Origin of the sequence: Roseateles violae (assembly GCF_030410485.1) — a bacterium.
GTDB classification, from domain to species: Bacteria; Pseudomonadota; Gammaproteobacteria; order Burkholderiales; family Burkholderiaceae_C; genus Roseateles_D; species Roseateles_D violae.
Map to the genome: position 1 here is coordinate 1 of NZ_JAUHHC010000005.1, position 22,681 is coordinate 22,681.

Genomic DNA, 22,681 nt, shown 5'->3' on the forward strand with positions numbered 1-22,681 from the left:
CTCCGCACGGTGCTCTTGCACCATGCGCACGGCGCGCTCACGAACCTCGGGCGAAAACTTCGGGGACTTCTTCATGGCTCCATTCTCTACAGTTGGAGCCTCCTCGAAACCCGGGGCGATTCAAGTCGTCATGATTGGACGCGTCACTGGACGACATGACTAACTTCTTTACGAAATTGCCGGGCAGGACTCACGATTGCAGCGCAGCACAACGGACGCTCCCTATAAAGCACCGACAGTCACACGTACAGTTGCGCCTGCGTCAGTACGTATTTGAGTTCTAGCTTGCACCCTCATTGGCTCTGCAAATTTCCATCTGCCTTCATCGACAAGGCCGAGTCGTTCATGGTCAAGCGCGTGGCGATGGCCAACGAGCATGCTTTTGCCCGCGTGGAGCAGACCTCGTCAGAGCTTCCATCGCCTGATCAGCATCTGATTCAGCTCACCGTCGCCGACGGCAAGGTCGTCGCCTACTTCGGATCGTTGAGGAGTTGACTCCATGGAGCGTCAAGCCGCCTTGCGACTTCCATTGAGTCTTCGGTCGTTCACGCTCGCCCTCAATCATGAAGCTGGACTGGTCGGAGCTCGGGGCCGTCATAGCTCGGGATATAGCGACGGGGCAGCGGTCCCTTGATGCGCACGCCTAGCTCCATCTGCTCCCATGCATGGGCGAGGATGCCGACCGAGCGGGACAAGCAGAACAAGCCACGCGCGAGAGGCGCTGCAAAGCCCAACTCGGCATAGATCACGGCGGTCGCGCCGTCGATGTTCATGGGTATCGGCTTGCCCTTCCGAGCAGTGAGATGCGTTTCCACGGCTCGGCCGATCGCCGCAAACCGCCCATGCACCACGCCCTGCCGTGTGGCCTCCTCGACCAGCGCGAGCAGCGGGGCTGTTCGTGGATCTACCGGATGAAAGCGGTGGCCGAAACCGGGAATGACCTTGCCATGGACTTCGACGAAGGCATCCAATCCGGCCTGCACCGCATCGGCCTCCCCAGCGCCGCTGTCCATGCGCTCGGCGATGTCCTGATACAGCGCTACGGCCTGCTCGCCCGCGCCACCATGCACGTCGCCCAGCACATTGACGGCCGAAGCCATCGCGTTGTTGAGCCCGACGCCGCATGTCGCCGCCATGCGTGCAATGGCGATGCTGGGCGCCTGCGGGCCATGGTCCACCGCCGACATCAGGGCCGCCTCGAACAGCGCAGCCTGCGCCTTGCTCGGCAAGTCCCCGCGCGTCATCAGCCAGATCATCTGCGACAAGCTCACCTGATGGCTGATCAGTTCCTCGATCGGGTAGCCGCGGTAGCGGATGACGCCGGGCGTCATTTCGATGATCGAGGTCCGCCACCAGTCCTGGCATTCCTGCTGAGCCGAGCCTGGGGATGTCGAAACTTCTCTATCGCTCATCTTGCCTCCGTGATGTTCAAACAGCCTGGTCTGCCTTCAGCGCCTCGATCTCTTCGGCCGTGTAGTTCAACTCGGCAAGGATCTCTTCGCTGTGCTGGCCCAGCAAGGGCGGCGGCGTGTCGACCGCCGGAGCCTCGCCATTGAGCTTGAAGCCGGTGCGCACCACCCGGATGTCGCGCCCGACACCCGGAGCGTCCCTGAATGTGGCGAGCATTCCGCGACTTTCGACCTGCGGATGCGACAAGGCCTGCGCGACCGTGTAGACCGGGCCGGCCGGCACACCGGCTTCGTTGAACAGTTGCCACCACTCCTCAGCAGACTTTGCTGCCATCGCCTCCTGCATGGAGACGCGCAACTCTTCGCGATTCTGCAGACGGGCGTGACGATCCTGGAAGCGCGGATCCGCTGCCCACTCGGGATGTTTCAGCACCTGGCACACGGCCTCGAACTGCTCCTGCTTGTTCGCAGCGATGTTGAGAAGACCGTTGCCAGTCTTGAAAGTGCCCGACGGGCTCGCCGTCACGTTGTCGTTGCCGAGCGGCATCGGCTCGCGCCCGGCGATCAGGTGGTTGGACACCGCCCAACCCATCGTCGCCATCGCCGCCTCCAGCATCGAGACGTCGATGAAGACGCCCTCGCTGCGCTGCCGATCGGCCAGCGCGGCGGCGACGGCAAAGGCTGCGGTGATGCCGCCGATCGTGTCGGCCACCGGATAGCCCACGCGGTAAGGCGCATTCTCCGGGGCGCCCGTCACGCTCATGATCCCCGACATCCCCTGGATGATCTGGTCATAGGCCGGCAGGTCGCGCAGCGGCCCGTCCTGGCCGAAGCCGGAGATGGCGCAATACACCAGCCGCGGGTTCTCCTTCATCAGCTCGGCATGGCCGAGGCCCAAGCGCTCCATCACGCCGGGGCGGAAGTTCTCCATCACGACGTCGGCCGTGCCCACCAGGCAGCGGAAGGCCTCCTTGCCCTTGGCGTGCTTGAGGTTGAGCGTGATCGAGCGCTTGCCGGGGTTCTGGGCCAGGAAGGAGACGCCCATATTGGACTTGTTGAGCTCCATGTCGGCACCGAGCTGGCGCGCAAGATCGCCGCTGCCCCGGGCCTCGACCTTGATCACGTCGGCCCCCATATGAGCGAGCTGATGGCAAGCGAACGGGCCGGCCAGCACATTGGTCAGATCCAGCACCCGGATGCCGTGAAGCGGCTTGATCGCCATGATGTACTCCTATTCGCTTTGATGCAGGGCGCCGGGGCGGGCGTCAGAGCCATCATGGCCATGGGCCGCTGTGGGTTCAATAGCTTCATGCGCATCTCCATTGAAGCATCGGAATCTCAATCGAGCTTGGCATTGCTCTCGCGCACGACGACGCCCCAACGCTGCTGTTCCGTCTTCAGGTGCTGTGCCGCCTCCTCGGGGGATCCGCTCAAGGGAATGCTCCCTTCGGCCAGCAATTGGGCGGCCGTCGCCGGCTTGGACATTGCCCGGTCCACTTCGGCGTTGAGGCGCTTGACGATGTCGGCGGGCGTGCCGGCCGGAGCAAGCAGCAGCTTCCAGTCCGTTGTGTCGAAGCCCTTCATGCCGCCCTCGGCCATGGTCGGCACCTCGGGCAGGACCGGGAGCCTCCTGGCCGAACTGACCGCCAGTGCCCGCAGCTTGCCGGTCTTGACGAAGGGGATGACCGTCTGCGGCGTCGCGAAATAGAAGTCGACCTGGCCACCCAGCAAGTCGGTGGCCGCGGGCCCCGCTCCCTTGTAGGGGATGTGGTTGACCTTGACTCCCGCCTGCTTGGAGAAGAGCTCGCCGGTGAGGTGCCCGACGGTACCGTTGCCTGCAGAGGCCATGGTGATTGCCGATGGCTTGGCCTTGGCTGCCGCCACCAGATCGGCCACCGTCTTGAAGGAAGACGCTGCATTGACGACCAGCACCACCGGCTGCCCGGCAACCAGCGCCACGGGAACGAAGTCCTTGCTCGCGTTATAGGGCATCTTCGCGTAGAGATGCGGATTGATCGCGAGATTGGCGGTCTGGCCCAGGCCCAGCGTGTACCCGTCGGGCTTGCTCTTGGCCACCGCATCCAGACCGATGTTGCCACCCGCACCGGCCTTGTTGTCCACCACGAATGTCCAGCCGTTCGCCGCACGCAGCTTTTCGACCATCAGGCGGGCGACGACGTCGGTGCCACCCGCGGGCGGGAACGGCACGATGAGCCGGATCGGCTGGCTCGGGTACGCGGTCTGCGATTGAGAACCGCCGGCCAGGCCGGCCAGCAGGACCGCGCAGGCGAGACGAAGCATTGGCGACATGATGTCTCCTTGGTATGTAGAAACGGTGATGCAGGACCGGATCGGTCGAAGCGCTAGACCCGAGTCGCGGTGCGTCGAAACGCGCTAGCCGTTCAGAGGGGTTGTCCGGCAATCACGATCGCGGACAGGGGAGCAGCTCCGGTACGACATGAGCTCAGTATGGTTGTGTCCAGAACAATAAAACAGCGCTGCAATCTTTGATCACTTGATAATGGCGCTATCAAGTCATTGGGGCCAAGGACGTGGAGACGAGCTACCTCGATACATTCGTGCTTGTGGTCGAGTCGGGTTCCATGTCCGAGGCCGCCCGCCGGCTCGAGCTCACGCCGGCCGCGGTCGCGCATCAGCTCAAGCTGCTCGAGCAGGAACTGGGAACGCGCTTGCTTGTCAGGGCGGGGCGAACCGTCGTGCCCACCGAAGCCGGTCATCGCTTGGTCGACAAGGCGACGACCATCCTTCTCGATCTGCGCAATATCAAGGCAGCCATCAACGACGAAGCCGCCACCGGCGAACTCAAGCTCGGCGCGATCAATACGGCATTGCACAGCCTCATGCCAGAGGTCCTCGCCGGTTTCGTCAAGGTCTATCCGGAGGCCCGGGTGGACATTCGTTCCGCCCTGTCGGTGGATCTCTACGATGCCGTTTCGCGCGGCGAGCTCGACGCTGCCATTTGCCTGCATCCTCCCTTCGCTCTGCCCAAGACGATGTGCTGGGAACAGCTGTGCGAGGAACCGCTGGTGGTGATGGCGCCGGCCAAATGGGGTCAGCGCGATGCGCATGCCCTGCTGCGTGACGAACCCTTCATCCGATTCAATCGGCATCTTGGCGGCGGCAAGCAGGCCGACGCCTATCTGCGAAAGGCCGGCATCACTCCCCATGAGCGCTTTGAGCTCAGTTCTCTTCCAGCAATCGCGATGCTTGTCGATCGTGGGCTCGGCGTCTCGCTTGCCCCTGATGCGTCGGTACCGTGGTGGCGCGGATTGCGCGTCGCCAGGCTGATCGTGGCGGATCAAACGTATCGACGCCGATTCGGCATCATCTGGCCCCGCGCGTCCGTCCGGACAAGGCTTATCTCAGCCTTGGTTGCGCAGGCGCGCAGGGCCGTCAGCAAGGCAAGCTAGTCAAGCCAGGCCTCATCACCGCGGGGCAGGTCTGGGCTGCCAAGCGACATCCGCCGTTAACGAAGGTCAGCGGCAGCCACAAGCGGCCGTGCGCATACCGCTTCAACGGGATGTGGGACCTGTCCTACGCCTAAAGAAGATATAGGGCCAGAGGGATTTTGGCGCATTATTGCTGCACCGCAGCAATTCACATGGGACTTTTGTGAAAACACCTTCCATCATTGCCACCATCCACCGTGCCCTTGACCGAGCCGGTTTGCCTCGAGGACGATCGGAGGCCGTCGATGTCAGGCGCGTCATTGACGAGGCTTTGGCCGCCGCCGGGCTACTCGGGGGTTCGGAGCCCGCCTATGGGCCGGAGCTTCACCCCAGAGAATCGGAATATGGCCCCGGCGGTCGAGTCCTGCGACGGACTCATGCCGGACCTCGAGGTCAAAGGGACTACCTGCTCTACGTGCCATCGGTCTACACCGGCGCCCCGATGCCACTGCTGATGATGCTGCACGGGTGCAAGCAGAATCCTGAAGATTTCGCCATCGGTACGCGGATGAACTCGCTGGCCGAGCGCCACGGCTTCCTCGTGGTCTATCCGGCCCAGGCCAGCAATGCCAACGGTTCGCACTGCTGGAATTGGTTCGAGAAGTCCCAGCAGACGCGCGATGGCATCGAGCCTTCGCTGCTGGCCGGCATCGTGCGAGAGGTGCGTGAAAGCCACGCGGTGCAGGCCGACAAGGTCTTCGTCGCCGGCTTGTCGGCGGGCGCCGCCATGGCGCTGACCCTGGCTCAGACCCATCCCGGCATGTTTGCCGCCGTGGGCGCCCATTCGGGACTGCCGGTCGGGGCGGCACACGATGTCCCGTCGGCGTTCGCCGCAATGCAGGGTGGCAGCCAGGCTGCAAGGGCCCGAGTGGCGAGCGGACTCAAGCTGCGCACGATTGTGTTTCACGGCGATGCCGACAGTATCGTGACCATCGCCAACGGCTCGGCGATTGCCGAGCAGGCGGTCGGCTCGTTCGAAGGCGCCGGCGTGCCACTGCAAGGCCTGACGCGGCTCGACGTCAGGGTCGGCGGTCGGCGCTGCACCACAACGGAGTTCGTCGACAGCGGGGGCCGTGCCCAAGTTGAAGAGTGGGTCGTCCACGGTGCAGGGCACGCCTGGTTCGGCGGGAACTCCGCGGGGTCCTTCACGGACAGCCGGGGGCCCGATGCATCTTCCGAGATGATCCGGTTCTTCCTTGAATCGACACCGGAGTGCGCGGGTACATCCACCAGGGCGGCACTGGCGAATTCCTGACGCAAGAGGCCACGCTGCGCCTCTTGGATCGCAGGCGGTGGCACGGCGCTGAATTCGGAAGCGAGTCTCCGGCGGCGCCGCATGGGAGTGATGTTCGCCCCTACAAAGCGACGTAAGATCCGCCGGCATCGACTGCCGAGGGTGCCCGATGAACGATGGCCAGCGTCTAAGGGGCGCCTCGCGCGAGGACGTCAACGGATGGATCCACCTGCGGGTCGGCGGCCGGCCGCGCGAGCGCGGCTTCCAGCATGGCTATCTGCTGGCCGCGGAAATCCGCGAGGCCCTGCATCACATCGACTTCCTGGTGCTGATGGACACGGGCGTCGACTTCGCCTGGTTCTGCGCCAATGCGCTGGCGATGTTCGAGAAGACGCTGGCGTCCAACTTCGGCGGCCAGCTGGGTGACGGTTCCGGCGTGGAGCTGCTGGAGGAACTCGAGGGCATCGTCGAAGGGGCGAACGCGAACCGGCCGGCGGATGCGCGCGCGCTGACGCTGGCCGAGCTGCTGGGCTGGAACGCCTACCCGGAGCTGATCTGCCAGTGGTTCCCGGCGGTGATGGCGGGGCAGATCCAGCCTGCCGTTGCCCTGCCCAAGGCCACACCGACGGGCCTGCAGCTCGGTGCGCGGCGCTGGCACCACTTCGGCCACCACTGCTCGGCCTTCGTCGCCGTGGGCGATGCCACGCGCGACGGCGAGGTCGTGATCGCGCAGACCACCTGGCAGCGCTTTGCCAACGGCGACGCCTACAACGTCATCCTCGATATCGCGCCCGCCGGCGGACCGCGCCTGCTGATGCAGTCGGTGCCCGGCTACGTCGCCAGCAGCACCGACTTCTGGCTGACCGGCGAGGGCCTGGCGATCGTCGAGACCTCGATCAACGGCAGCGGCTTCGATCCGGCCGCGTTGCCCGAGTTCTTCCGCGCCCGCCGTGCCGCGCAGCAGGCCTCGACGATCGAGCAGTGGGTGGAGCTGTTCCGCTTCGGCAACAACGGGGGCTACACCAATACCTGGTTCCTCGGCGACGTGAAGCGCCGCCGCATCGCGGCCTACGAGCTGACGCTGCACCAGGAGGCGCTGCAGCCGGTGGTGGGCAGCGGTTTCTATGCCGGCTACAACATCCCGCTCGACGTGCGCGTGCGCAATCTCGGCTGCTCGGGGCCCAGCGGCTTCGACAATGTGCTGCAGAGCGGCTCGCGTCGCGTGCGCTGGGAGCAGTTGCGCGAGCGCCACCACGGCCGCATCGATGCCGCGCTGGCCACCCGCATGCTCGCAGACCACCACGACGTCTACCTCGATGCCGACTGCCCCAGCCCGCGCACGATCTGTGGCCATACCGACAACGACGGCTCGGGCCTCGGTGGCAACGAGCCCTGGTACCCCTGGGGCTCGCTCGACGGCAAGGTCACGTCGGGGCCGCTGGCGCGCGAGATGAAGATGCTCGGCCGCTGGGGCCGTGCCTGTGGCACGCCTTTCGAGGTCGAACCCTTCTTCGCCCGCCATCCGCAGTATGCGTGGCTGCGCGGCCATATGAAGGACCGGCCCACCCAGCCCTGGACCGAGTTCGCAGCGCGCACCAAGGCCGATTGACGCTCGCGCGTCGGCAAGGGCCAAGCATCAAGGCGCCAGCGACTGCGCCAGCGCCAGCAGATTGCGCGGGCTGACGGCGATCATGCCGCGGCGCGGGCTGTCGATGTCGGCGATCAGCAAAAAGGCCAGCGCAACGATAAAGGGCAGGATCAAGAGCAGCAGGCGGCCGGCCCGAGGCTTGGAGCCCATGCCGACGAGCAGGTTCGAGCAAGCCGCCAGAGCCAGCATCAGCAGCCAGGCGGCCCGCGGGATGCGGTTCCACCATGCCGCCTGCGTGTAGCCCTGACTGTTCAGCACATCGTTCATGCCGGAGGCGACCAGGGCCATGACCGGATTCGGCTGCATCGTCGCCGGCCCGCGCACAGTGGCCCACAGTTCGTTCTGCAACTGCCCGGTCTGCTTGTCGATCTCGCGCAGGCGCTCGGCATCGGTCTCGCCATACCAGGCGATGCGCCGCTGCAGATAGTCGCGCAGCTTGGCCTGGGCCTGCGACGCCTCGGCCGCCGGCATCAGCTCGACGCGCACATAGGCGGTGCCGATCGCATTGGCCTCTTCCTCCTCGTAGTTCTTGCGCTGGTCGTAGCGGTTGACGGCCATCGAGAAGGTGAAACCGACGACGAGGCCGAACAGCGTCAGCGTGGCCGTCTGCACGACGGCAAAGTACTCGTGCGCATCGGCATCGACGACGCCGCGTCGCGCCAGGGCGGAACCGACAAAGGCCGTGATCGCCATCGCCAAGAGGCTGATCGCGAACACGACGATGGGATGGTCGACAACAGCCATGATGCGCGCTCCTCATGGCCAGCCTGCTGGCTGGCTTCTCCCGGCCGCCAATCTATCATTCCTCAGCTTGCATATCGCGCTTCCAGATAGGTCTATTGACGCAGAGCTCGTCGCCTATTTGTGAGATGGGGAACGCTGGCGCATATTGACGGCATGCCGATGCCTTCGCGCTTCTTTCGCATCGCCGGCGTCCTGATGCTGCTGGCCGCGGCCGCCCTGCTGTTCCTGCTGTTCGAGCCGCCCGCCGATGAAGCAGCGCCGCCGCCGCGGGCCGAGCCGCCGTCGGCAGCACCGGTGGCCACCGTCTCGCCCTTCGGTGCCGGCGCCACGGTGCCCGGGCCGGAGGCGATGCCGGCGCAACCGCCGGTGGCGCCCTCGGCCAGCCAGCCCAGCCTCAGCTACGCGGAGCTGAAGCAGTTGATCGACGAGCAGGCGCAAAAGCCCGACCCCGATGGCGAGCTCGGCCGGATGGCGGCGGCGCTGATCTTCAGCGACGCGCTGCTGCGCCTGCGCCAGCTCTATGCCGAGGGCGGTGATCCGGCCGAGATGCAGGCGCTGGCCCGGCTGATCGACGAACGGCTGCCGCAGCAACTGGGCCAGATCGATGCCACCGAGGCGGACCGGGTCAAGGCGCTGCTGCTGGAACTGCTGGAGCCCGATCCGCAGCGCCGCCAGGCCGCCTGGTTGGGCTGGCGGGCCGCCCGTGCCGGCGCCAGCCGGCCGCAACGCTAGCGATCATTCCGTCGCGCGGGCCATGCCCGCCACTCCAGGGATTACCCGCAATCATGACCGGCCCACATTCCCTAGCTTGGGAGCCCAAGCTCTAGGGGTGAGCGCCGATCGCTCACTTGTGATGCCCTGCCTATCGCCTAGCCTTTTTGCTCCAGCTGCATCGTTTTGATACAGCGATGGTTGCAGCCCCGGAAAGGGGCAAGTGGAGGCAGTATGCGATTCAGGCAACTGAAACATTGGACGCTGGCCCTGCTCTGTGCGGCGCTGGCGACGCCGCCCGCGCTGGCCGCGGTGTCGGTGGCGGTGGTCGAACAGGGCAGCCGCTCGACCTTGTTGCGGATCACGGTCAGCGCACCGGATCTGGAGACGGTGGACACCCCCTCGGGCGAGTTCCAGCGCTTCTCGCAGCGCAAGATCGGCCAGGGCGGCCTGCTCGGCGGCGCCGAGAACCGCAGCTTCCCGGAACTGCCGGTGATCGGCTTTCCGCTGGCGCTGCCGGTCGACCTGAAGGAGCCGGCCGAGGTGCAGGTGATCCCGGAGGGCGATATCCGCCGCCTGCAGGCACGGATCTACCCGATCCAGCCGCCGGACACGGCGCAGGCGATCAAGCCGGACAAGCTGCCGCCCTTCGAGTTCAACGCCGACCGCTATGCCAAGGGCGGCCATGCGCCGGGCGACGAGACCGACCGCAACTCCCTCTTCAAGGGCGATGCCAATGTCGACCTGTTCCGCTTCACGCCCTATGGCTACAACCCGAGCCAGCAATTGCTGACCTGGCACGACAGCTATCTGGTGCAGGTGCTGCACCCGGCCAGCGACTGCTTCGTGATCGACCATCTGGCCGAGCAGAAGACCTTGCCGGCCTTCGATGACATCGACCAGTTCGTGCAGCGAATGCCGCTGCCGGCCCTGCGCTATGCGATCAACCAGGGCGCGCTGAACCGGCTGTGCCCGCCCTTCAAGCTGCCACCGAATCTGTTCGGCGCGCGCTTCATCATCATCACCCCTCACGCCTTCCTCGCCGCGGCCAATACCCTGCGCACGCACAAGCAGTCGCTGGGCATCTCGACCGTGGTGCTGGACACCAGCACCATCGTCTCGGGGGGCACGGCGACCGGCATCCGCAACTGGCTGGCGAACTACTACAACACCCATCTGATCAAGCCCAAGTGGGTACTGCTGATGGGCGACGCCGAGTTCATCCCGACGCACTACGACCAGAACAACAGCTGGGACAGCGCCAAGAACGCAAGCGACATCTGGTACGGCCAGTTCCAGCCGGGCGCCACCGCGACCTCGATCCCGCCCTTCGGCCTCGGCCGCTTCCCGGTCGACACGCTGGCACAGGCGAACGTGATGGTGTCCAAGGTGATGGCTTTCGAGAACAGCCCGCCGGCCAATCCGATCTTCGGCCAGGACTTCTACAGCCGCCTGACCTTCGCCTCGCAGTTCCAGGGCAGCGGCAATACCGATGAGCGCTGGTTCGCCGAAACCTCGGAGATCATCCGCACCCACGCGCTGGCCCAGGGCTATAGCGTGCGGCGCATCTACGGCGCCTCGGCGGCCAGCAACCCGCAGTTCTGGCATGGCGGCGGCGCCATTCCGGCGGCGCTGCGCAAGCCGACTTTTGCCTGGAACGGCAATGCCACCGATGTCGTCAATGCGGTCAACGCCGGCACCTCGCTGCTCTTCCACCGCGACCACGGCTGGTGGACCGGCTGGGGCACGCCGAGCTTCGGCATCGGCAATCTGGCCGCGATCTCGGTGATGAACAACCAGTTCCCGGTCGTCTTCAGCGTCAACTGCGCCAGCGGCGTGTTCGACGGCGAGACGGTGGACCTGCCCGGCAATATCGTCGGCGGCGGCTATATGACGCCGGCCGAGGAAACGTCGATCTGGTGGGCCGAGAACTTCGTGCGCAAGTCCGACGGCGCGCTGGCCGTCATCGGCGACACCCGCTCGAGCAGCACGATCGACAACAACCACCTCGCGATCGGCCTGTTCGACGCCTTCCTGCCCGGGCTGGCGGGCGGCTTCGGCCCGGCCACCCCGGTACGCCGGCTCGGTGATCTGCTGAACCACGCGAAGAGCTATATCGCCGCCGTCAGCACCGGCGCCGCGCCGAACCAGCACCCCTTCGACGTCGGCGGTACCCGCCCGGGCGTGCAGGGCCTGCGCCAGGAGCTGAACCTGTACAACCTGCTTGGCGACCCGACCGTGCAGCTGCGCGCGACGCCGCCGTGGAACTTCGGCTTGGTCAATATCAAGGTGATCCAGGGCATCGCGCAGCTGAAGGTGCCGATCAACCCCTGCCTGAGCTGCCCGGAGAACCTGCCACGGCCCGAGCTGATCACCGCCGTGCTGATCAACCCGAAGAACGGCGACATCATCGGGCGCGGCCGCGTCAATGCGGATGGCTTCGCCAATATCGATCTGAAGGGCTTCAGCGGCAACTTCCTCGCCCGCGTCGGTTCCAGCGACGGCGCCACCCAGCAGTCGGCGCTCGAGGAAACCGATAGCGACGGCGACGGCGTGCCGGACAGCCGCGACAACTGCGCCGCGGTCAAGAACCCCGACCAGAAGGACAGCGACGGCGACGGCTATGGCGATGCCTGCGATGCCGACGTCAACAACGACGGCGTCGTCAACAGCCTCGACCTGGCCATCGTCCGCAATGCCTTCGGCAGCAGCGGCCCGAGTCCGGCCGACCTGAATGGCGACGGCATCGTCAATGCCGTTGACCTGGCCCTGCTGCGCTCGCGCTTCGGCAAGCTGCCCGGCCCTTCGGCCTGGCATCTGCCGGCGGGCGGCCAGTGAGGCGCGACCCGCGTTCCCGACGACCCTGTACCACCCACGCGAAAGGGACTTTCATGCGAACGAATAGCACCAAGAAACTGCTGGCCGCCCTGAGCATGGCCGGTGCCTGTGCCGCGGCCGGTGCCGCCGGCAACCTGGTCCTGGCCCCCGCCTCGAGTTCGGTCGGCCTGCCCGAGGCCTTCAGCCTGAAGGTGATGGGCTCGGCCTTCACCGACGATCTCGTCGGCGGCGGCTTCAACGTCAGCTTCGACGCGAGCAAGCTGTCCTTGACCAGCGTGACGATCAACACGGCGCTCTGGGAGTTCGCGCCCTTGACCGGCACGATCGACAATGTGGCGGGCACGCTCAGCGGCGTCGCATTCAACAGCTTCCTCAACACGCCGACCGGCAACTTCGAGGCGGCCACCTTGAACTTCAGCAGCAAGGCGGCCGGCAGCAGCATGGTCAGCCTGAACGCCTCGCCGACCTTCCCCTTCGCCAATCTGGCCGCCGAGCAGGTCGACGTGAGCTTCGGCTCGGCCCAGGTGACGGCGGTGCCGGAGCCGGCCACCGCGCTCAGCATGCTGCTGGGCCTGGGGCTGCTGCCGCTGCTGTCGCGGCGTCGGATCTGCTAGGCGGCCGGCAGCCGCCGACGGACGGGCAGACCGGCCGGCGGTAACGGAGATCGGCTCGCGAAGCCCATGGCAGGGCGCTGCAGGCGCCCTGCCGGGGGCGGCGCGCACGCTCGCGGCGGCCTAGGCTCGCCGGTAGGCCCCGCGCCAATCCCGGGGTTTGGCCCGGTTTTACGCCGCTTGTCGCGGCAACGGCCGCCGACCGTTCGGGCAACATCGCGCTGCGGCGTCGTGCCGTGGCTGCCGCGAGAGCGGCAACAGAAAACAAGCAGCGCATGGACCGATTGCCCGAGCAGGTCGTCGCCTGGCACAACAGGCACCCGCTCGCAAAACGCATCAGCATCTACGACGTGCACACGATCGGGATCGTGGCCCTGCCCTTTATGCGCAGCGGCCGCGTGGCCGCGGCCATGGGCTCGATCGAGCCGACGCTGAGCGAGGAGATTTCGGCCGAAAGCCTGGCCGCCGCCTGGGACGAGGAAAGCACGGTTGCCGCCCATCCGAACGCGGCCCATCTTGATGCGCTGGCCGACCAGGAGATCCCGCCCGGCGGCAGCTGGCGCGAGCGCCTGGCGTCCTCGCTGCGCCGCTTCGGCCTGCGCGCGCCCGAGGTCTGGCCGGCCTTCAGCGAGCGCTTTGTCGACGGCCTGTCGGCGCGCCGCATCGCCGGCTTCGCCGAACGCCATGGCCATGCCAGCCGGCCCGGTGATGCCGCCTGGCCGCAGCGCGATATCGCGATCGACGACCGCCTGCTGGCCGGCCGCGCCGACGGTGGCGCCTGGCCCTTCGAGCTCTATCTGATGAGCGCCGCCATCGACGCCGGCGCCTCGCGCAGCCGCGTGCTGGTCGGCCGCGCGCAGCCGCGCCGGCCCGATCGGCCCAGCATCATCGGCCGCCGCTGCCTGAGCCCGCTGCGCGTCGGCATCGTCGCGCTGGTCCTGCTGGCGCCGGCGGCGATGGCCGGCCTGGCGCTCTGGCCACGCGCGGCGGACGAGCCGGGCGGACAGCTGCTGGCCGCGGCGACGCCCGCTCCCGCGCCCGCCTCGGCGCCGGCCCGCAAGGCCCAACTCGCCAGCACCGCAGCGGCAGCACGCGCGAGTGATGCATCCGCAGCGGCGTCGGTGGCCTCGGCCCCCTCACCCAATCCCATCGCCGCAGCAGCCAGCGCAGCCGCCTCGGCACCCGAGCCGAGCGCCGTGGCCGCCGCGACCGCCCCGCCCCCGGACATCCGCCCGCACCTGCTCGCGCCGCCAGTGACCGCGCCGGCCTCGGCGGCGCCGCTGCACGCAGCGGCCGCATCGGCGCCGCCGGCAGCGTCCGTCGCGCCGCCCTTTGCTTCTACCGCGGTGGCCGCAGCCTCGGCGCCCGCTTCGGCGCCGCCGGAGCGGCTGGCGACCACCCTGCCCATCAAGCCTGCCGTGCAGCTGGCCGCGCAAAGCGGCAAGCCGGTCGTCGCCCTGGTCGGGCCGCCGAAGGCAGGCAAGAGCGGCAAGGCCGAGGCCGAGGCGCTGCTGGCCAAGATGCGCGGCACCGTCGCGCCGACCCAGCTCGATCCGGCCGGCCTGCAGGCCCAGGTCTTCGAGACACCGGAGGGCTGGCGCGCGGCGATCTGGCCCTTTGCCAGCCGCGAGGAGGCGCAGCTGATCAACGCCACCCTGGTCGCCCGCGGCCTGAAGACCAAGGCGGTCAATTTCTAGCCCCGACGTTCGGCCCCAGCGGATTCGCTACATTCGGGGCCTATGCTGACCATCAACAAACTGATCCCGCGCGGCCAGGGCCTGGCGCCGGTCCTGCTCAAGCGCGCCGCCAAGGTCGCGCTGGACTGGGACGTGCGCCAGAAGAGCCGCTTCGACATCACCGACAGCCAGGGCCGCCATCTGGGCGTGTTCCTGCCGCGCGGCAGCGTCGTGCGCGGCGGCGATGTACTGCTGGCCGAGGACGGCTCCCTGGTCCTCGTCGAGGCCGCGCCGCAGCCGGTGCTGGAGGTGCGCTTCTGCGCCGAGCATGGCTCGCCCTTCGACCTGCTGCGCGCCGCTTACCACCTGGGCAACCGCCATGTGCAGCTGGAGCTGAAGCCCGATCACCTGAAGCTGGAGCCCGACCATGTGCTGGCCGAGATGCTGCGCATGATGCATCTGGAGGTCGCCGAGTTGCAGAGCCCCTTCGAGCCCGAGAGCGGCGCCTACACGGCGGCCGAAGCGCATGCGCACACCCACGACGATCACGCGCACCACCAACACGGCCATGCGCACGCAAACCCGTCCCGCGGCAAGCCGATCGGCATCGCGGTGAAGGCGGAAGACAGCGGCAAAGCTCATGTGCATGGCCCCGGCTGCAAGCACTGAGCCGGTGAGCAGCGCAACGGCCGCGACCGCGCTGTCCCCGCAGACCTGGCTGCAGCTGATGCAACTGGCCTCGCCGGCGCTGCCGGTCGGCGGCTTCAGCTATTCCGAGGGGCTGGAGGCCGCCGTCGATAGCGGCCGGGTCAGCGACGAGGCCAGCGCGCGCGCCTGGCTGCTCGATCAATTGCAGCTGGCGCTGGGCCGCGCCGATCTGCCGGTCTGCGCGGCCGCGCTGCGTGCCTGGCTGGCCGGCGATGCCGAGCGCCTACGGGCCTTGAACGACTGGGTGCTGCAGACTCGCGAGACGCGCGAGCTGCGCCTGCAGGCCGAGCAGATGGGGCGCTCTCTGCTCGAATGGCTGCGCAACAAGAACGGTAGCAACAGCGAAGCCGGCGCCGCGCAGCTGGCACTGCTTGCCTCGCTGCAGCCGGCGCCGAGCTGGCCCATCGCCTATGCGCTGGCGCTGGCGCAGACCGGTGCAGCGCCGCGCGAGGCGCTGCTAACCCAGGCCTTCGGCTGGGCCGAGAACATGGTGGCCGCCGCGATCAAGGCGGTGCCGCTGGGCCAGAGCGCCGGCCAGCGCATGCTCGACGCGCTGGGCGCCGCCATCCCGGCCGTCGTCGATGCGGCGCTGGCGCTGGGCGAGGACGCGCGCCAGGCCTTCACGCCGATGCTGGCCATCCTGTCGGCTCAGCACGAGACGCAGTACTCCCGGCTGTTCCGCTCCTGAGCGCCCGACTGCCGCCGCGGCCGTGACATCCATCACAGCCGCCGGCCCGGCGGCGGCCGGCGCGCCGGCGGGCCCGCGCCGCCGCCCAGGTGCTGCGCTATCGTGAGCGGTGGATCGAATCGCGGAACAAGACATGGCAGTTGATGAAGTGGGCGCTATCGCCATCCCCGGATCGCTGAGCGCCGCCCTGGGCGACTGGGCCCGCCAGATCGCGCTGGAGGCCAGCGCCGGCCCGCGCGCCAGCCTGGCACAGGCCGAGGGCGAGCTGGCCGCACAGCGGCAGGCGGGCGAAGCGCTGGCCGCCGAGCGCGCAGACCTGCAGGCGCGGCTGGCGCAGGCGACGGCAGCGCTGGAGCAGGCCCAGGCTGGCCTGGCCGAGCGCGGTGCCGCGATCGAGCGGCTGACGGTGGAGCTGCGCAGCGCGCGCACGATCGCCTCCGATGCCCTGGTCGGCAAGGCCAAGGACCAGCTGGCGATCGAGGGCAAGGACGCCCAGCTGGCCGAGCTGCGCCGCCAGCTCGAGCGCAATCTGGCGGCCTCGGCGGCCGATTCCGATGCGCGCTTGGCGGCCGAGATGGAGCTGGTCGGCGCGGTCACCGCGCGCGACAACTTCGCCGCCGAAGTGGCCGAGCTGCGCACGCAGCTCGAGGCCCGGCTGCGCGCGCCCGCCTGAGGCCACGCCGAACGCCGCTCAGGGCTGGGCGGCGCTTGCCGCCGCAGCGCGCCGGTGCAGGAAGCTGAGCACCGGCGAGCGCCGCCCCTGAGTGGGGAAGGCGGTGTTGACCGAGTCGAACAGGCCGGCCAGCGTCTCCTTGTACAGCTCGTCGATCGCCTCCACCCAGGCGCGATGGCCGCTGTCTCCGTAGCTGAAGGCCTGGATCGCGCACAGGGTCTGGCGGCAGTCGACCGCCAGCAGCTCGAAATCGCCGGCGCTGGCATGGCGCGCCAGCGCCTGGCGGATCAGGCGCTCGGCCTCGCTGGCCCAGGCGTCGTCGCGCGGCTCGCGCTCCAGCAGCTGATGATCGGCGGCGGCCAGCAAGGTCTGCTGGATCAGCGCCTGGTGCTCGCTGGACAGCGCGAAGCTCGACTGCACCGGTCGCGGCAGCGAGGCCGCCGGCTTCACGGCCGCCAGCCTGGCTGCTGCGGCCGGGCTGGCAGCCGGGGCCTGGGCCGGCGGAGGCGGCGGCAGCGGCGGCGCGGAGGCCACTGCGCTGGCCGCAGGCAGGGGTGCCGGCAGGGGCCGCGGCGCCTCGCTCTCGCGGCCGCCGCGCCAGGCGTAGAGCGCCAGGCTGGCGGCCAGCAGCCCGCCCAGCAGGACGATGGTGGATGCGCGCATCGGGTCGAGGTCGGCCTTGTCGAAGCTCAACAGGCCCTCAGTATCACCCGGCGCGCGCCGCGGTCACCGGCGCGGTCAGGAACGGTAGTCGGCGTTGATGCTGACGTAGTCGTGGCTGAGGTCGCAGGTCCAGACCGTGGTGCGGGCGGCGCCGCGGCGCAGATCGACCCGCACCGTGATCTCGGCCTGCTTCATCACGCGCTGGCCGTCCTCTTCCCGGTAGCCCGGATGGCGGCCGCCCTTGGTGACGACATGGACCTCGTCCAGATGCATCTCGATCAGGGTCTGGTCCAGATCGGCGATGCCGGCATAGCCGACCGCCGCCAGGATGCGGCCCAGATTCGGGTCGCTGGCGAAGAAGGCGGTCTTGACCAGCGGCGAGTGCGCGATCGCATAGGCGGCCAGCTGGCACTCGGCCTCGTCGCGGCCGCCCTCGATCGTCACCGTGATGAACTTGGTCGCGCCCTCGCCGTCGCGCACGATGGCCTGCGCCAGCTGCTGCGAGACCGCAATGACGGCCGCGCGCAAGGCCTGACCCTCGGGGCTGGCCAGCGACTCGATGCGCGCGTGCGCGGCCTTGTGGGTGGCGATCAGCACGAAGGAGTCGTTGGTCGAGGTGTCGCCGTCAATCGTGATGCGGTTGAAGGAGGCGTCGGCCGCCTCGGTGACCAGGCTTTGCAGCAGGCCAGGGGCGATGTTCGCGTCGGTCGCCACATAGCCCAGCATCGTCGCCATATTCGGGCGGATCATGCCGGCGCCCTTGCTGATGCCGGTGATCGTGACCGTCTGCCCCTGGATGACGATCTGGCGCGAGGCGGCCTTCGGCAGGGTGTCCGTGGTCATGATGCCGGCGGCGGCCTCGGCCCAGTTGTCCGCCTTCAGCGCCGCGATGGCGGCGGGCAGGCCGGCGACGATGCGCTCGACCGGCAGCGTTTCCATGATCACGCCGGTCGAGAAGGGCAGGATCTGCGTCGGCTGCAGGCCCATCAGCTGGGCCAGCGCCGCGCAGCTCTGGCGCGCGCGCGCCAGGCCGTCCTCGCCGGTGCCGGCATTGGCATTGCCGGTGTTGACGAGGATCGCACGGATGCCGCCGCTGCCGGCCTGCGCTTCCAGATGCTCGCGGCAGACCTGCACCGGCGCGGCGCAGAAGCGGTTCTTGGTGAACACGCCGGCCACCGAGGCGCCCTCGTCCAGCGCGATCACGCTGAGGTCGCGCCGGTTGGCCTTGCGCACGCCCGCCATCGTCACGCCCAGGCGGACGCCGGGCACGGCATGCAAGGAAGCGGGATCGGGGGCGCTGAGATTGACGGGCATGGGGCACTCGCAGAGATGGCGGGGAATGGCGCGAATTGTAGGCAGTGCTGCGCGCCCGCAATGACAAAGGGCTCCCGCGGGAGCCCTTTGCTGTGCATCGTGCGCGGTCCGCGCGCGCGGCCGTTCTCTTAGCGCGCCTGGCGACGCCGGCCGGCGACGAAGCCGACCACGCCGAGGCCGGCCAGCAGCAGCGCATAGCTCTCCGGCTCGGGCACGGCACTGGCGGTGAGCAGGTCCTGGTAGGCCCCGCTGCTGAGCCGGGTCAGCGTGTAGCGGGCGGGGCCGGCATAAGCGGCGGCGGCCTGCAGATAGCCTGAGGTCATGGCCAGGAAGGCGGCATCCTCGGCCGCCGTGCTGTCCAGGCTCAGCCAGTCGAAATGGAAGCTGCCGTCGCTGGCGTTGAGCACGCCCGAAGTCTCGTGCGTGATCTCCCAGAGAGCGGTCTGGAAGGCCGCCTTCTCGGTGGCGCCATTCAAGCCGGCATAGCTGCTCGAGAACAAGCCTTGCAGCAAACTGGCCTGCTGGCCGGAGAAGCCGCCGACCGTGAAGCGCTGGAAGCCGGCCGTCGCGCTGGCGTGGCCCTGCGCCAGTTCGACGCAGAAGGCCTCGAAGCTGTGGCCGGCGACATCGAGGTACTCCATTCCGCCGGTCAGGTAGTCGTCCGACCGCGAGGTGCTCAGCACGACGCCGCTGGTCTGCACATACTGGATGTCGAGGCTGGCGGCATGGCCGGCGCTCGCGGCGCCAAGGCCGCAGAGCGCGAGCGCCACGGCGACGGTGGACTTGAGTGCGTTCATGGTCGGGCCTTGCGGGCAAGCGAATCAGCGGGCCGAGTTCTTGGCCTTGCGGCGGCTCACCCAGAACATGCCGAGGCCGGCGGCGCCCAGCAGCGCCAGCGTCTGCGGCTCGGGCACGCTGCTGACGTCGGTCAGCGCCGCGGAGAAGAAGCCGTTGGTCTTGTTGTCGACGTCGAAGCCGTTGACGGTCATCACCCACTGGCCGGCGCTCAGCTTGACCGGGCTCAGCTCATAGCTTTTGCGGTACCACTGGACCTCGGAGCCCTTGATGATCTCGTTCTCGCTGGTGTCGGTGACCGACAGGAACTTGAAGGCATCGTCGGCCGCATCGAAGCGGTACTCGACGCTGCCCTGGCTCAGCACGACCGAATAGATCTCGATCTCGCCGAAATTCTTGCTGCGCGTGTTAACGACACCGTTGAACTCGCGCTCGCTGTCGACGGTGAAGCTGTACTGCTTGGAGAAGTTGCCGTTCAGGCCACCTTGCTCGTACAGCACCGGGCTGGCCAGCACGATCGAACCGGTGAGGGCGAGGGACAGCGAAACGAGGGCTTTCTTGAGCGTCATGGTGGGCCGTAGTGAAGTTGTGGGTTGGCAGCGCGCCGGCAAAACCGCTCCTGCGCCCTTGGACTTCACTTTAGGGGGAGGGGCTTGACAGCCCCACCCCTCAACCCAGTGGACTGCGGCAGCGTTGTGCGCAATCCGTCACGCCGGCCGCCTGTGCGATGCGGCCGGTTGCTTGCCCGGCTCAGCTCAGCTTGCCGTGGCAGAGCTTGTACTTCTTGCCGCTGCCGCAGGGGCAGGGATCGTTGCGGCCGACATGGGCGGCCAGGCTCACCGGCCCCGGCTCGGCCGCGTCCTGCGAGACCGAGCCATCCTCGTTCGGATGGGTGTAGGTCACGTTGCTGACCGACTCGGCGCGCTCCTCCATGGCGGCGGCGGCCTGGCTGGCCTCCTCCTGCGTCTGGATGCGCACGTTCAGCAGGGTGCGGGTGACCTCCATCTTGACCACGTCGAGCAGCTGGGAGAACAGCTCGAAGGCCTCGCGCTTGTATTCCTGCTTCGGGTTCTTCTGCGCATAACCGCGCAGATGGATGCCCTGGCGCAGATAGTCCAGCGCGGCCAGATGCTCGCGCCAATGCTGGTCGATGCTCTGCAGCAGCACCATGCGCATGAAGGGCGTGAACTGCTCCAGGCCGACGCGCTCGAGCTTGGCCTCGAAGGCCTCGTCGCCGGCCTTGACGACCGCCTCGACGATCTCCTCGTCGGTGATGGAATCGCTCTTGGCGACCAGCTCCTGCAGCGGCACGTCGAGCTGCCATTCGTCCTTCAGCACGCGGCCCAGGGTCGGCAGGTCCCACTGCTCTTCCAGGCTGTCGGCCGGCACGAAGGTCTGCACGACATCGGTCAGCGCGCTGGCGCGCAGATTGCCGATCTGGGCGATCAGGCTGTCGGCCTCCAGGATGTCGTTGCGCTGCTGGTAGATGACCTTGCGCTGGTCGTTCGACACATCGTCGTACTCGAGCAGCTGCTTGCGGATGTCGAAGTTGCGGCCCTCGACCTTGCGCTGCGCGCTCTCGATCGAGCGGGTCACGATGCCGGCCTCGATCGCCTCGCCCTCGGGCATCTTCAGGCGGTCCATGATCGCGCGCACGCGGTCGCCGGCGAAGATGCGCATCAGCGGATCGTCCAGCGACAGGTAGAAGCGCGAGGAACCCGGGTCGCCCTGACGGCCCGAACGGCCGCGCAGCTGGTTGTCGATGCGGCGGCTCTCGTGGCGCTCGGTGGCGATGATGCGCAGGCCGCCCTCGGCCTTGACCTTGTCGTGCAGGCCCTGCCATTCGTCGTGCAGCTGCTGGATGCGGCGTGCCTTCTCCTCGGCCGACAGGCTCTCGTCGGCCTCGATGAACTGCACCTGCTTCTCGACATTGCCGCCCAGCACGATATCGGTGCCGCGGCCGGCCATGTTCGTGGCGATCGTGATCACGCCCGGGCGGCCGGCCTGGGCGACGATCTCGGCCTCCTTGGCGTGCTGCTTGGCATTGAGCACCTGGTGCGGCAGCTTGGCCGCCTGCAGCAGCTTGGAGATGATCTCCGAGTTCTCGACCGAGGTCGTGCCGATCAGCGTCGGCTGGCCGCGCTCATGGCACTCGCGCGCGTCATCGATCACCGCCTTGTACTTCTCGTCGGTGGTCTTGTAGACCAGGTCCAGCTCGTCCTTGCGGATGGTCGGGCGGTTGGGCGGGATGACGACCGTCTCCAGGCCGTAGATCTCCTGGAACTCGTAGGCCTCGGTGTCGGCCGTGCCGGTCATGCCCGACAGCTTGCCGTACATGCGGAAGTAGTTCTGGAAGGTGATCGAGGCCAGCGTCTGGTTCTCGCTCTGGATCGCCACGCCTTCCTTGGCCTCGACCGCCTGGTGCAGGCCGTCGCTCCAGCGGCGGCCCTTCAGCATGCGGCCGGTCATCTCGTCGACGATGACGACCTCGCCGTCCTGGATCACGTAATGCTGGTCGCGATGGAACACATGATGCGCACGCAGCGAGGCGTACAGATGGTGCATCAGGCTGATGTTGGACGGGTCGTAGAGGCTGGCACCCTCGGCCAGCAGGCCGGCCTGGCTCAGCAGGCGCTCGGCGTTCTCGTGGCCGTCCTCGGTCAGGTAGACCTGGTTGGACTTCTCGTCGACGGTGAAGTCGCCCGGCTCGATCACGCCCTCGCCGGTGCGCGGGTCCATCTCGCCGATCTGGCGCTGAAGCAGCGGCGCGACCTTGTTGATCGCCTGGTAGACCTCGGTCTGGTCGTCGGCCTGGCCCGAGATGATCAGCGGCGTGCGCGCCTCGTCGATCAGGATCGAGTCAACCTCGTCGACGATGCCGAAAGCCAGGCCGCGCTGCACGCGGTCGGCCGTCTCGTAGACCATGTTGTCGCGCAGATAGTCGAAGCCGTACTCGTTGTTGGTGCCGTAGGTGACGTCGGCGGCATAGGCGGCCTGCTTCTGCTCGCGCGGGATGTGCGGCATATTGATGCCGACCGTCAGACCGAGGAAGTTGTACAGCTTGCCCATCCACTCGGCATCGCGCCGGGCCAGATAGTCGTTGACCGTCACCACATGCACGCCCTTGCCGGTCAGCGCGTTCAGATAGACCGGCAGCGTGGCCATCAGCGTCTTGCCCTCGCCGGTGCGCATCTCGGCGATCTTGCCGGCGTTCAGCACCATGCCACCAATCAGCTGCACGTCGAAATGGCGCATCTTCAGCGCGCGCTTCGAACCCTCGCGGCAGACGGCGAAGGCCTCGGGCAGGATCGTGTCCAGCGACTCGCCGCCGGCCACGCGCTGCTTGAACTCCTCGGTCTTGGCGCGCAGCTGCTCGTCGCTGAGCTGCTCGAACTGCGGCTCCAGCGCATTGATCTGGGCGACGACGCGGCGATAGCCCTTGAGCAGGCGCTCGTTTCGGCTACCAAAAATCTGGGTGAGAAGCTTGGGCAACATGCAG

Annotated in this window: 20 protein-coding genes; 11 read left to right on the forward strand and 9 right to left on the reverse strand. The window is 67.8% G+C overall.

What is annotated here, in order from left to right:
- The first annotated feature begins 345 nt into the window (after positions 1 to 345).
- Entirely contained in the window at positions 346 to 495 is a 150-nt protein-coding gene (locus tag QWJ38_RS17580) for a hypothetical protein (RefSeq protein WP_290360423.1), read from the forward strand.
- Positions 496 to 557: 62 nt separating this feature from the next.
- Here the strand turns inward: QWJ38_RS17580 and QWJ38_RS17585 are convergent, their stop codons facing one another.
- The 3 genes from QWJ38_RS17585 to QWJ38_RS17595 form a co-directional block, all read right to left on the reverse strand.
- A complete protein-coding gene (locus QWJ38_RS17585; protein ID WP_290360424.1) occupies positions 558 to 1,412 on the reverse strand; it encodes a citryl-CoA lyase in 855 nt (284 codons plus the stop codon).
- A 16-nt stretch (positions 1,413 to 1,428) separates the two neighbouring features.
- On the reverse strand, positions 1,429 to 2,631 hold the full coding sequence (locus tag QWJ38_RS17590) for a CaiB/BaiF CoA transferase family protein (RefSeq protein WP_290360425.1): 1,203 nt from the start codon (positions 2,629 to 2,631) through the stop codon (positions 1,429 to 1,431).
- 116 nt (positions 2,632 to 2,747) lie between these two features.
- Positions 2,748 to 3,719 (reverse strand): Bug family tripartite tricarboxylate transporter substrate binding protein, encoded by a 972-nt coding sequence (locus QWJ38_RS17595; RefSeq protein ID WP_290360426.1) that lies wholly within the window; start codon positions 3,717 to 3,719, stop codon positions 2,748 to 2,750.
- A 242-nt stretch (positions 3,720 to 3,961) separates the two neighbouring features.
- On the opposite strand from QWJ38_RS17595, the gene QWJ38_RS17600 reads away from it, so the two are divergent.
- The 3 genes from QWJ38_RS17600 (at position 3,962) to QWJ38_RS17610 (ending at position 7,722) form a co-directional block, all read left to right on the forward strand.
- Complete coding sequence (locus tag QWJ38_RS17600) at positions 3,962 to 4,840, forward strand: LysR family transcriptional regulator (RefSeq protein WP_290360427.1); 879 nt, start codon at positions 3,962 to 3,964, stop codon at positions 4,838 to 4,840.
- A 202-nt stretch (positions 4,841 to 5,042) separates the two neighbouring features.
- Positions 5,043 to 6,134 (forward strand): extracellular catalytic domain type 1 short-chain-length polyhydroxyalkanoate depolymerase, encoded by a 1,092-nt coding sequence (locus QWJ38_RS17605; RefSeq protein WP_434063998.1) that lies wholly within the window; start codon positions 5,043 to 5,045, stop codon positions 6,132 to 6,134.
- A gap of 148 nt (positions 6,135 to 6,282) precedes the next feature.
- The gene (locus QWJ38_RS17610) at positions 6,283 to 7,722 is read left to right on the forward strand and encodes a C45 family autoproteolytic acyltransferase/hydrolase (protein ID WP_290360429.1); all 1,440 of its coding nucleotides are present in this window, start codon (positions 6,283 to 6,285) and stop codon (positions 7,720 to 7,722) included.
- A 27-nt stretch (positions 7,723 to 7,749) separates the two neighbouring features.
- Here QWJ38_RS17610 and QWJ38_RS17615 read toward each other — a convergent pair whose 3' ends face one another.
- A complete protein-coding gene (locus QWJ38_RS17615; protein ID WP_341850507.1) occupies positions 7,750 to 8,505 on the reverse strand; it encodes a bestrophin-like domain in 756 nt (251 codons plus the stop codon).
- A 153-nt stretch (positions 8,506 to 8,658) separates the two neighbouring features.
- Here QWJ38_RS17615 and QWJ38_RS17620 point away from each other — a divergent pair, with 153 nt between their 5' ends.
- The 7 genes from QWJ38_RS17620 (at position 8,659) to QWJ38_RS17650 (ending at position 16,410) form a co-directional block, all read left to right on the forward strand.
- Positions 8,659 to 9,237 (forward strand): hypothetical protein, encoded by a 579-nt coding sequence (locus QWJ38_RS17620; protein WP_290360430.1) that lies wholly within the window; start codon positions 8,659 to 8,661, stop codon positions 9,235 to 9,237.
- 213 nt (positions 9,238 to 9,450) lie between these two features.
- Entirely contained in the window at positions 9,451 to 12,054 is a 2,604-nt protein-coding gene (locus tag QWJ38_RS17625) for a C25 family cysteine peptidase (protein WP_290360431.1), read from the forward strand.
- 53 nt (positions 12,055 to 12,107) lie between these two features.
- The gene (locus tag QWJ38_RS17630) at positions 12,108 to 12,668 is read left to right on the forward strand and encodes a cohesin domain-containing protein (protein ID WP_290360432.1); all 561 of its coding nucleotides are present in this window, start codon (positions 12,108 to 12,110) and stop codon (positions 12,666 to 12,668) included.
- Between the two features lie 272 nt (positions 12,669 to 12,940).
- A complete protein-coding gene (locus QWJ38_RS17635; protein ID WP_290360433.1) occupies positions 12,941 to 14,362 on the forward strand; it encodes a hypothetical protein in 1,422 nt (473 codons plus the stop codon).
- Positions 14,363 to 14,404: 42 nt separating this feature from the next.
- A complete protein-coding gene (gene ureE, locus QWJ38_RS17640) occupies positions 14,405 to 15,010 on the forward strand; it encodes an urease accessory protein UreE (protein WP_290360434.1) in 606 nt (201 codons plus the stop codon).
- Positions 14,988 to 15,737, forward strand: coding sequence for an urease accessory protein UreF (locus QWJ38_RS17645; protein ID WP_434063999.1), 750 nt, complete (start codon positions 14,988 to 14,990; stop codon positions 15,735 to 15,737). Before ureE ends, QWJ38_RS17645 begins: the two co-directional genes overlap by 23 nt.
- A 133-nt stretch (positions 15,738 to 15,870) precedes the next feature.
- Positions 15,871 to 16,410, forward strand: a complete 540-nt coding sequence (locus QWJ38_RS17650; protein ID WP_290360435.1) for a hypothetical protein — start codon at positions 15,871 to 15,873, stop codon at positions 16,408 to 16,410.
- 18 nt (positions 16,411 to 16,428) lie between these two features.
- On the opposite strand, the gene QWJ38_RS17655 is transcribed toward QWJ38_RS17650, so the two are convergent.
- From QWJ38_RS17655 to secA, 5 genes are all read right to left on the reverse strand, one after another.
- Positions 16,429 to 17,103 (reverse strand): hypothetical protein, encoded by a 675-nt coding sequence (locus QWJ38_RS17655; protein ID WP_290360436.1) that lies wholly within the window; start codon positions 17,101 to 17,103, stop codon positions 16,429 to 16,431.
- A 45-nt stretch (positions 17,104 to 17,148) separates the two neighbouring features.
- A complete protein-coding gene (argJ, locus tag QWJ38_RS17660) occupies positions 17,149 to 18,387 on the reverse strand; it encodes a bifunctional glutamate N-acetyltransferase/amino-acid acetyltransferase ArgJ (protein WP_290360437.1) in 1,239 nt (412 codons plus the stop codon).
- Between the two features lie 128 nt (positions 18,388 to 18,515).
- Positions 18,516 to 19,184, reverse strand: a complete 669-nt coding sequence (locus QWJ38_RS17665; RefSeq protein WP_290360438.1) for a PEP-CTERM sorting domain-containing protein — start codon at positions 19,182 to 19,184, stop codon at positions 18,516 to 18,518.
- Between the two features lie 24 nt (positions 19,185 to 19,208).
- Positions 19,209 to 19,751, reverse strand: a complete 543-nt coding sequence (locus QWJ38_RS17670) for a PEP-CTERM sorting domain-containing protein (protein ID WP_290360439.1) — start codon at positions 19,749 to 19,751, stop codon at positions 19,209 to 19,211.
- A 181-nt stretch (positions 19,752 to 19,932) separates the two neighbouring features.
- Positions 19,933 to 22,677, reverse strand: a complete 2,745-nt coding sequence (gene secA / locus QWJ38_RS17675) for a preprotein translocase subunit SecA (protein WP_290360440.1) — start codon at positions 22,675 to 22,677, stop codon at positions 19,933 to 19,935.
- Between the last annotated feature and the right edge of the window lie 4 nt (positions 22,678 to 22,681).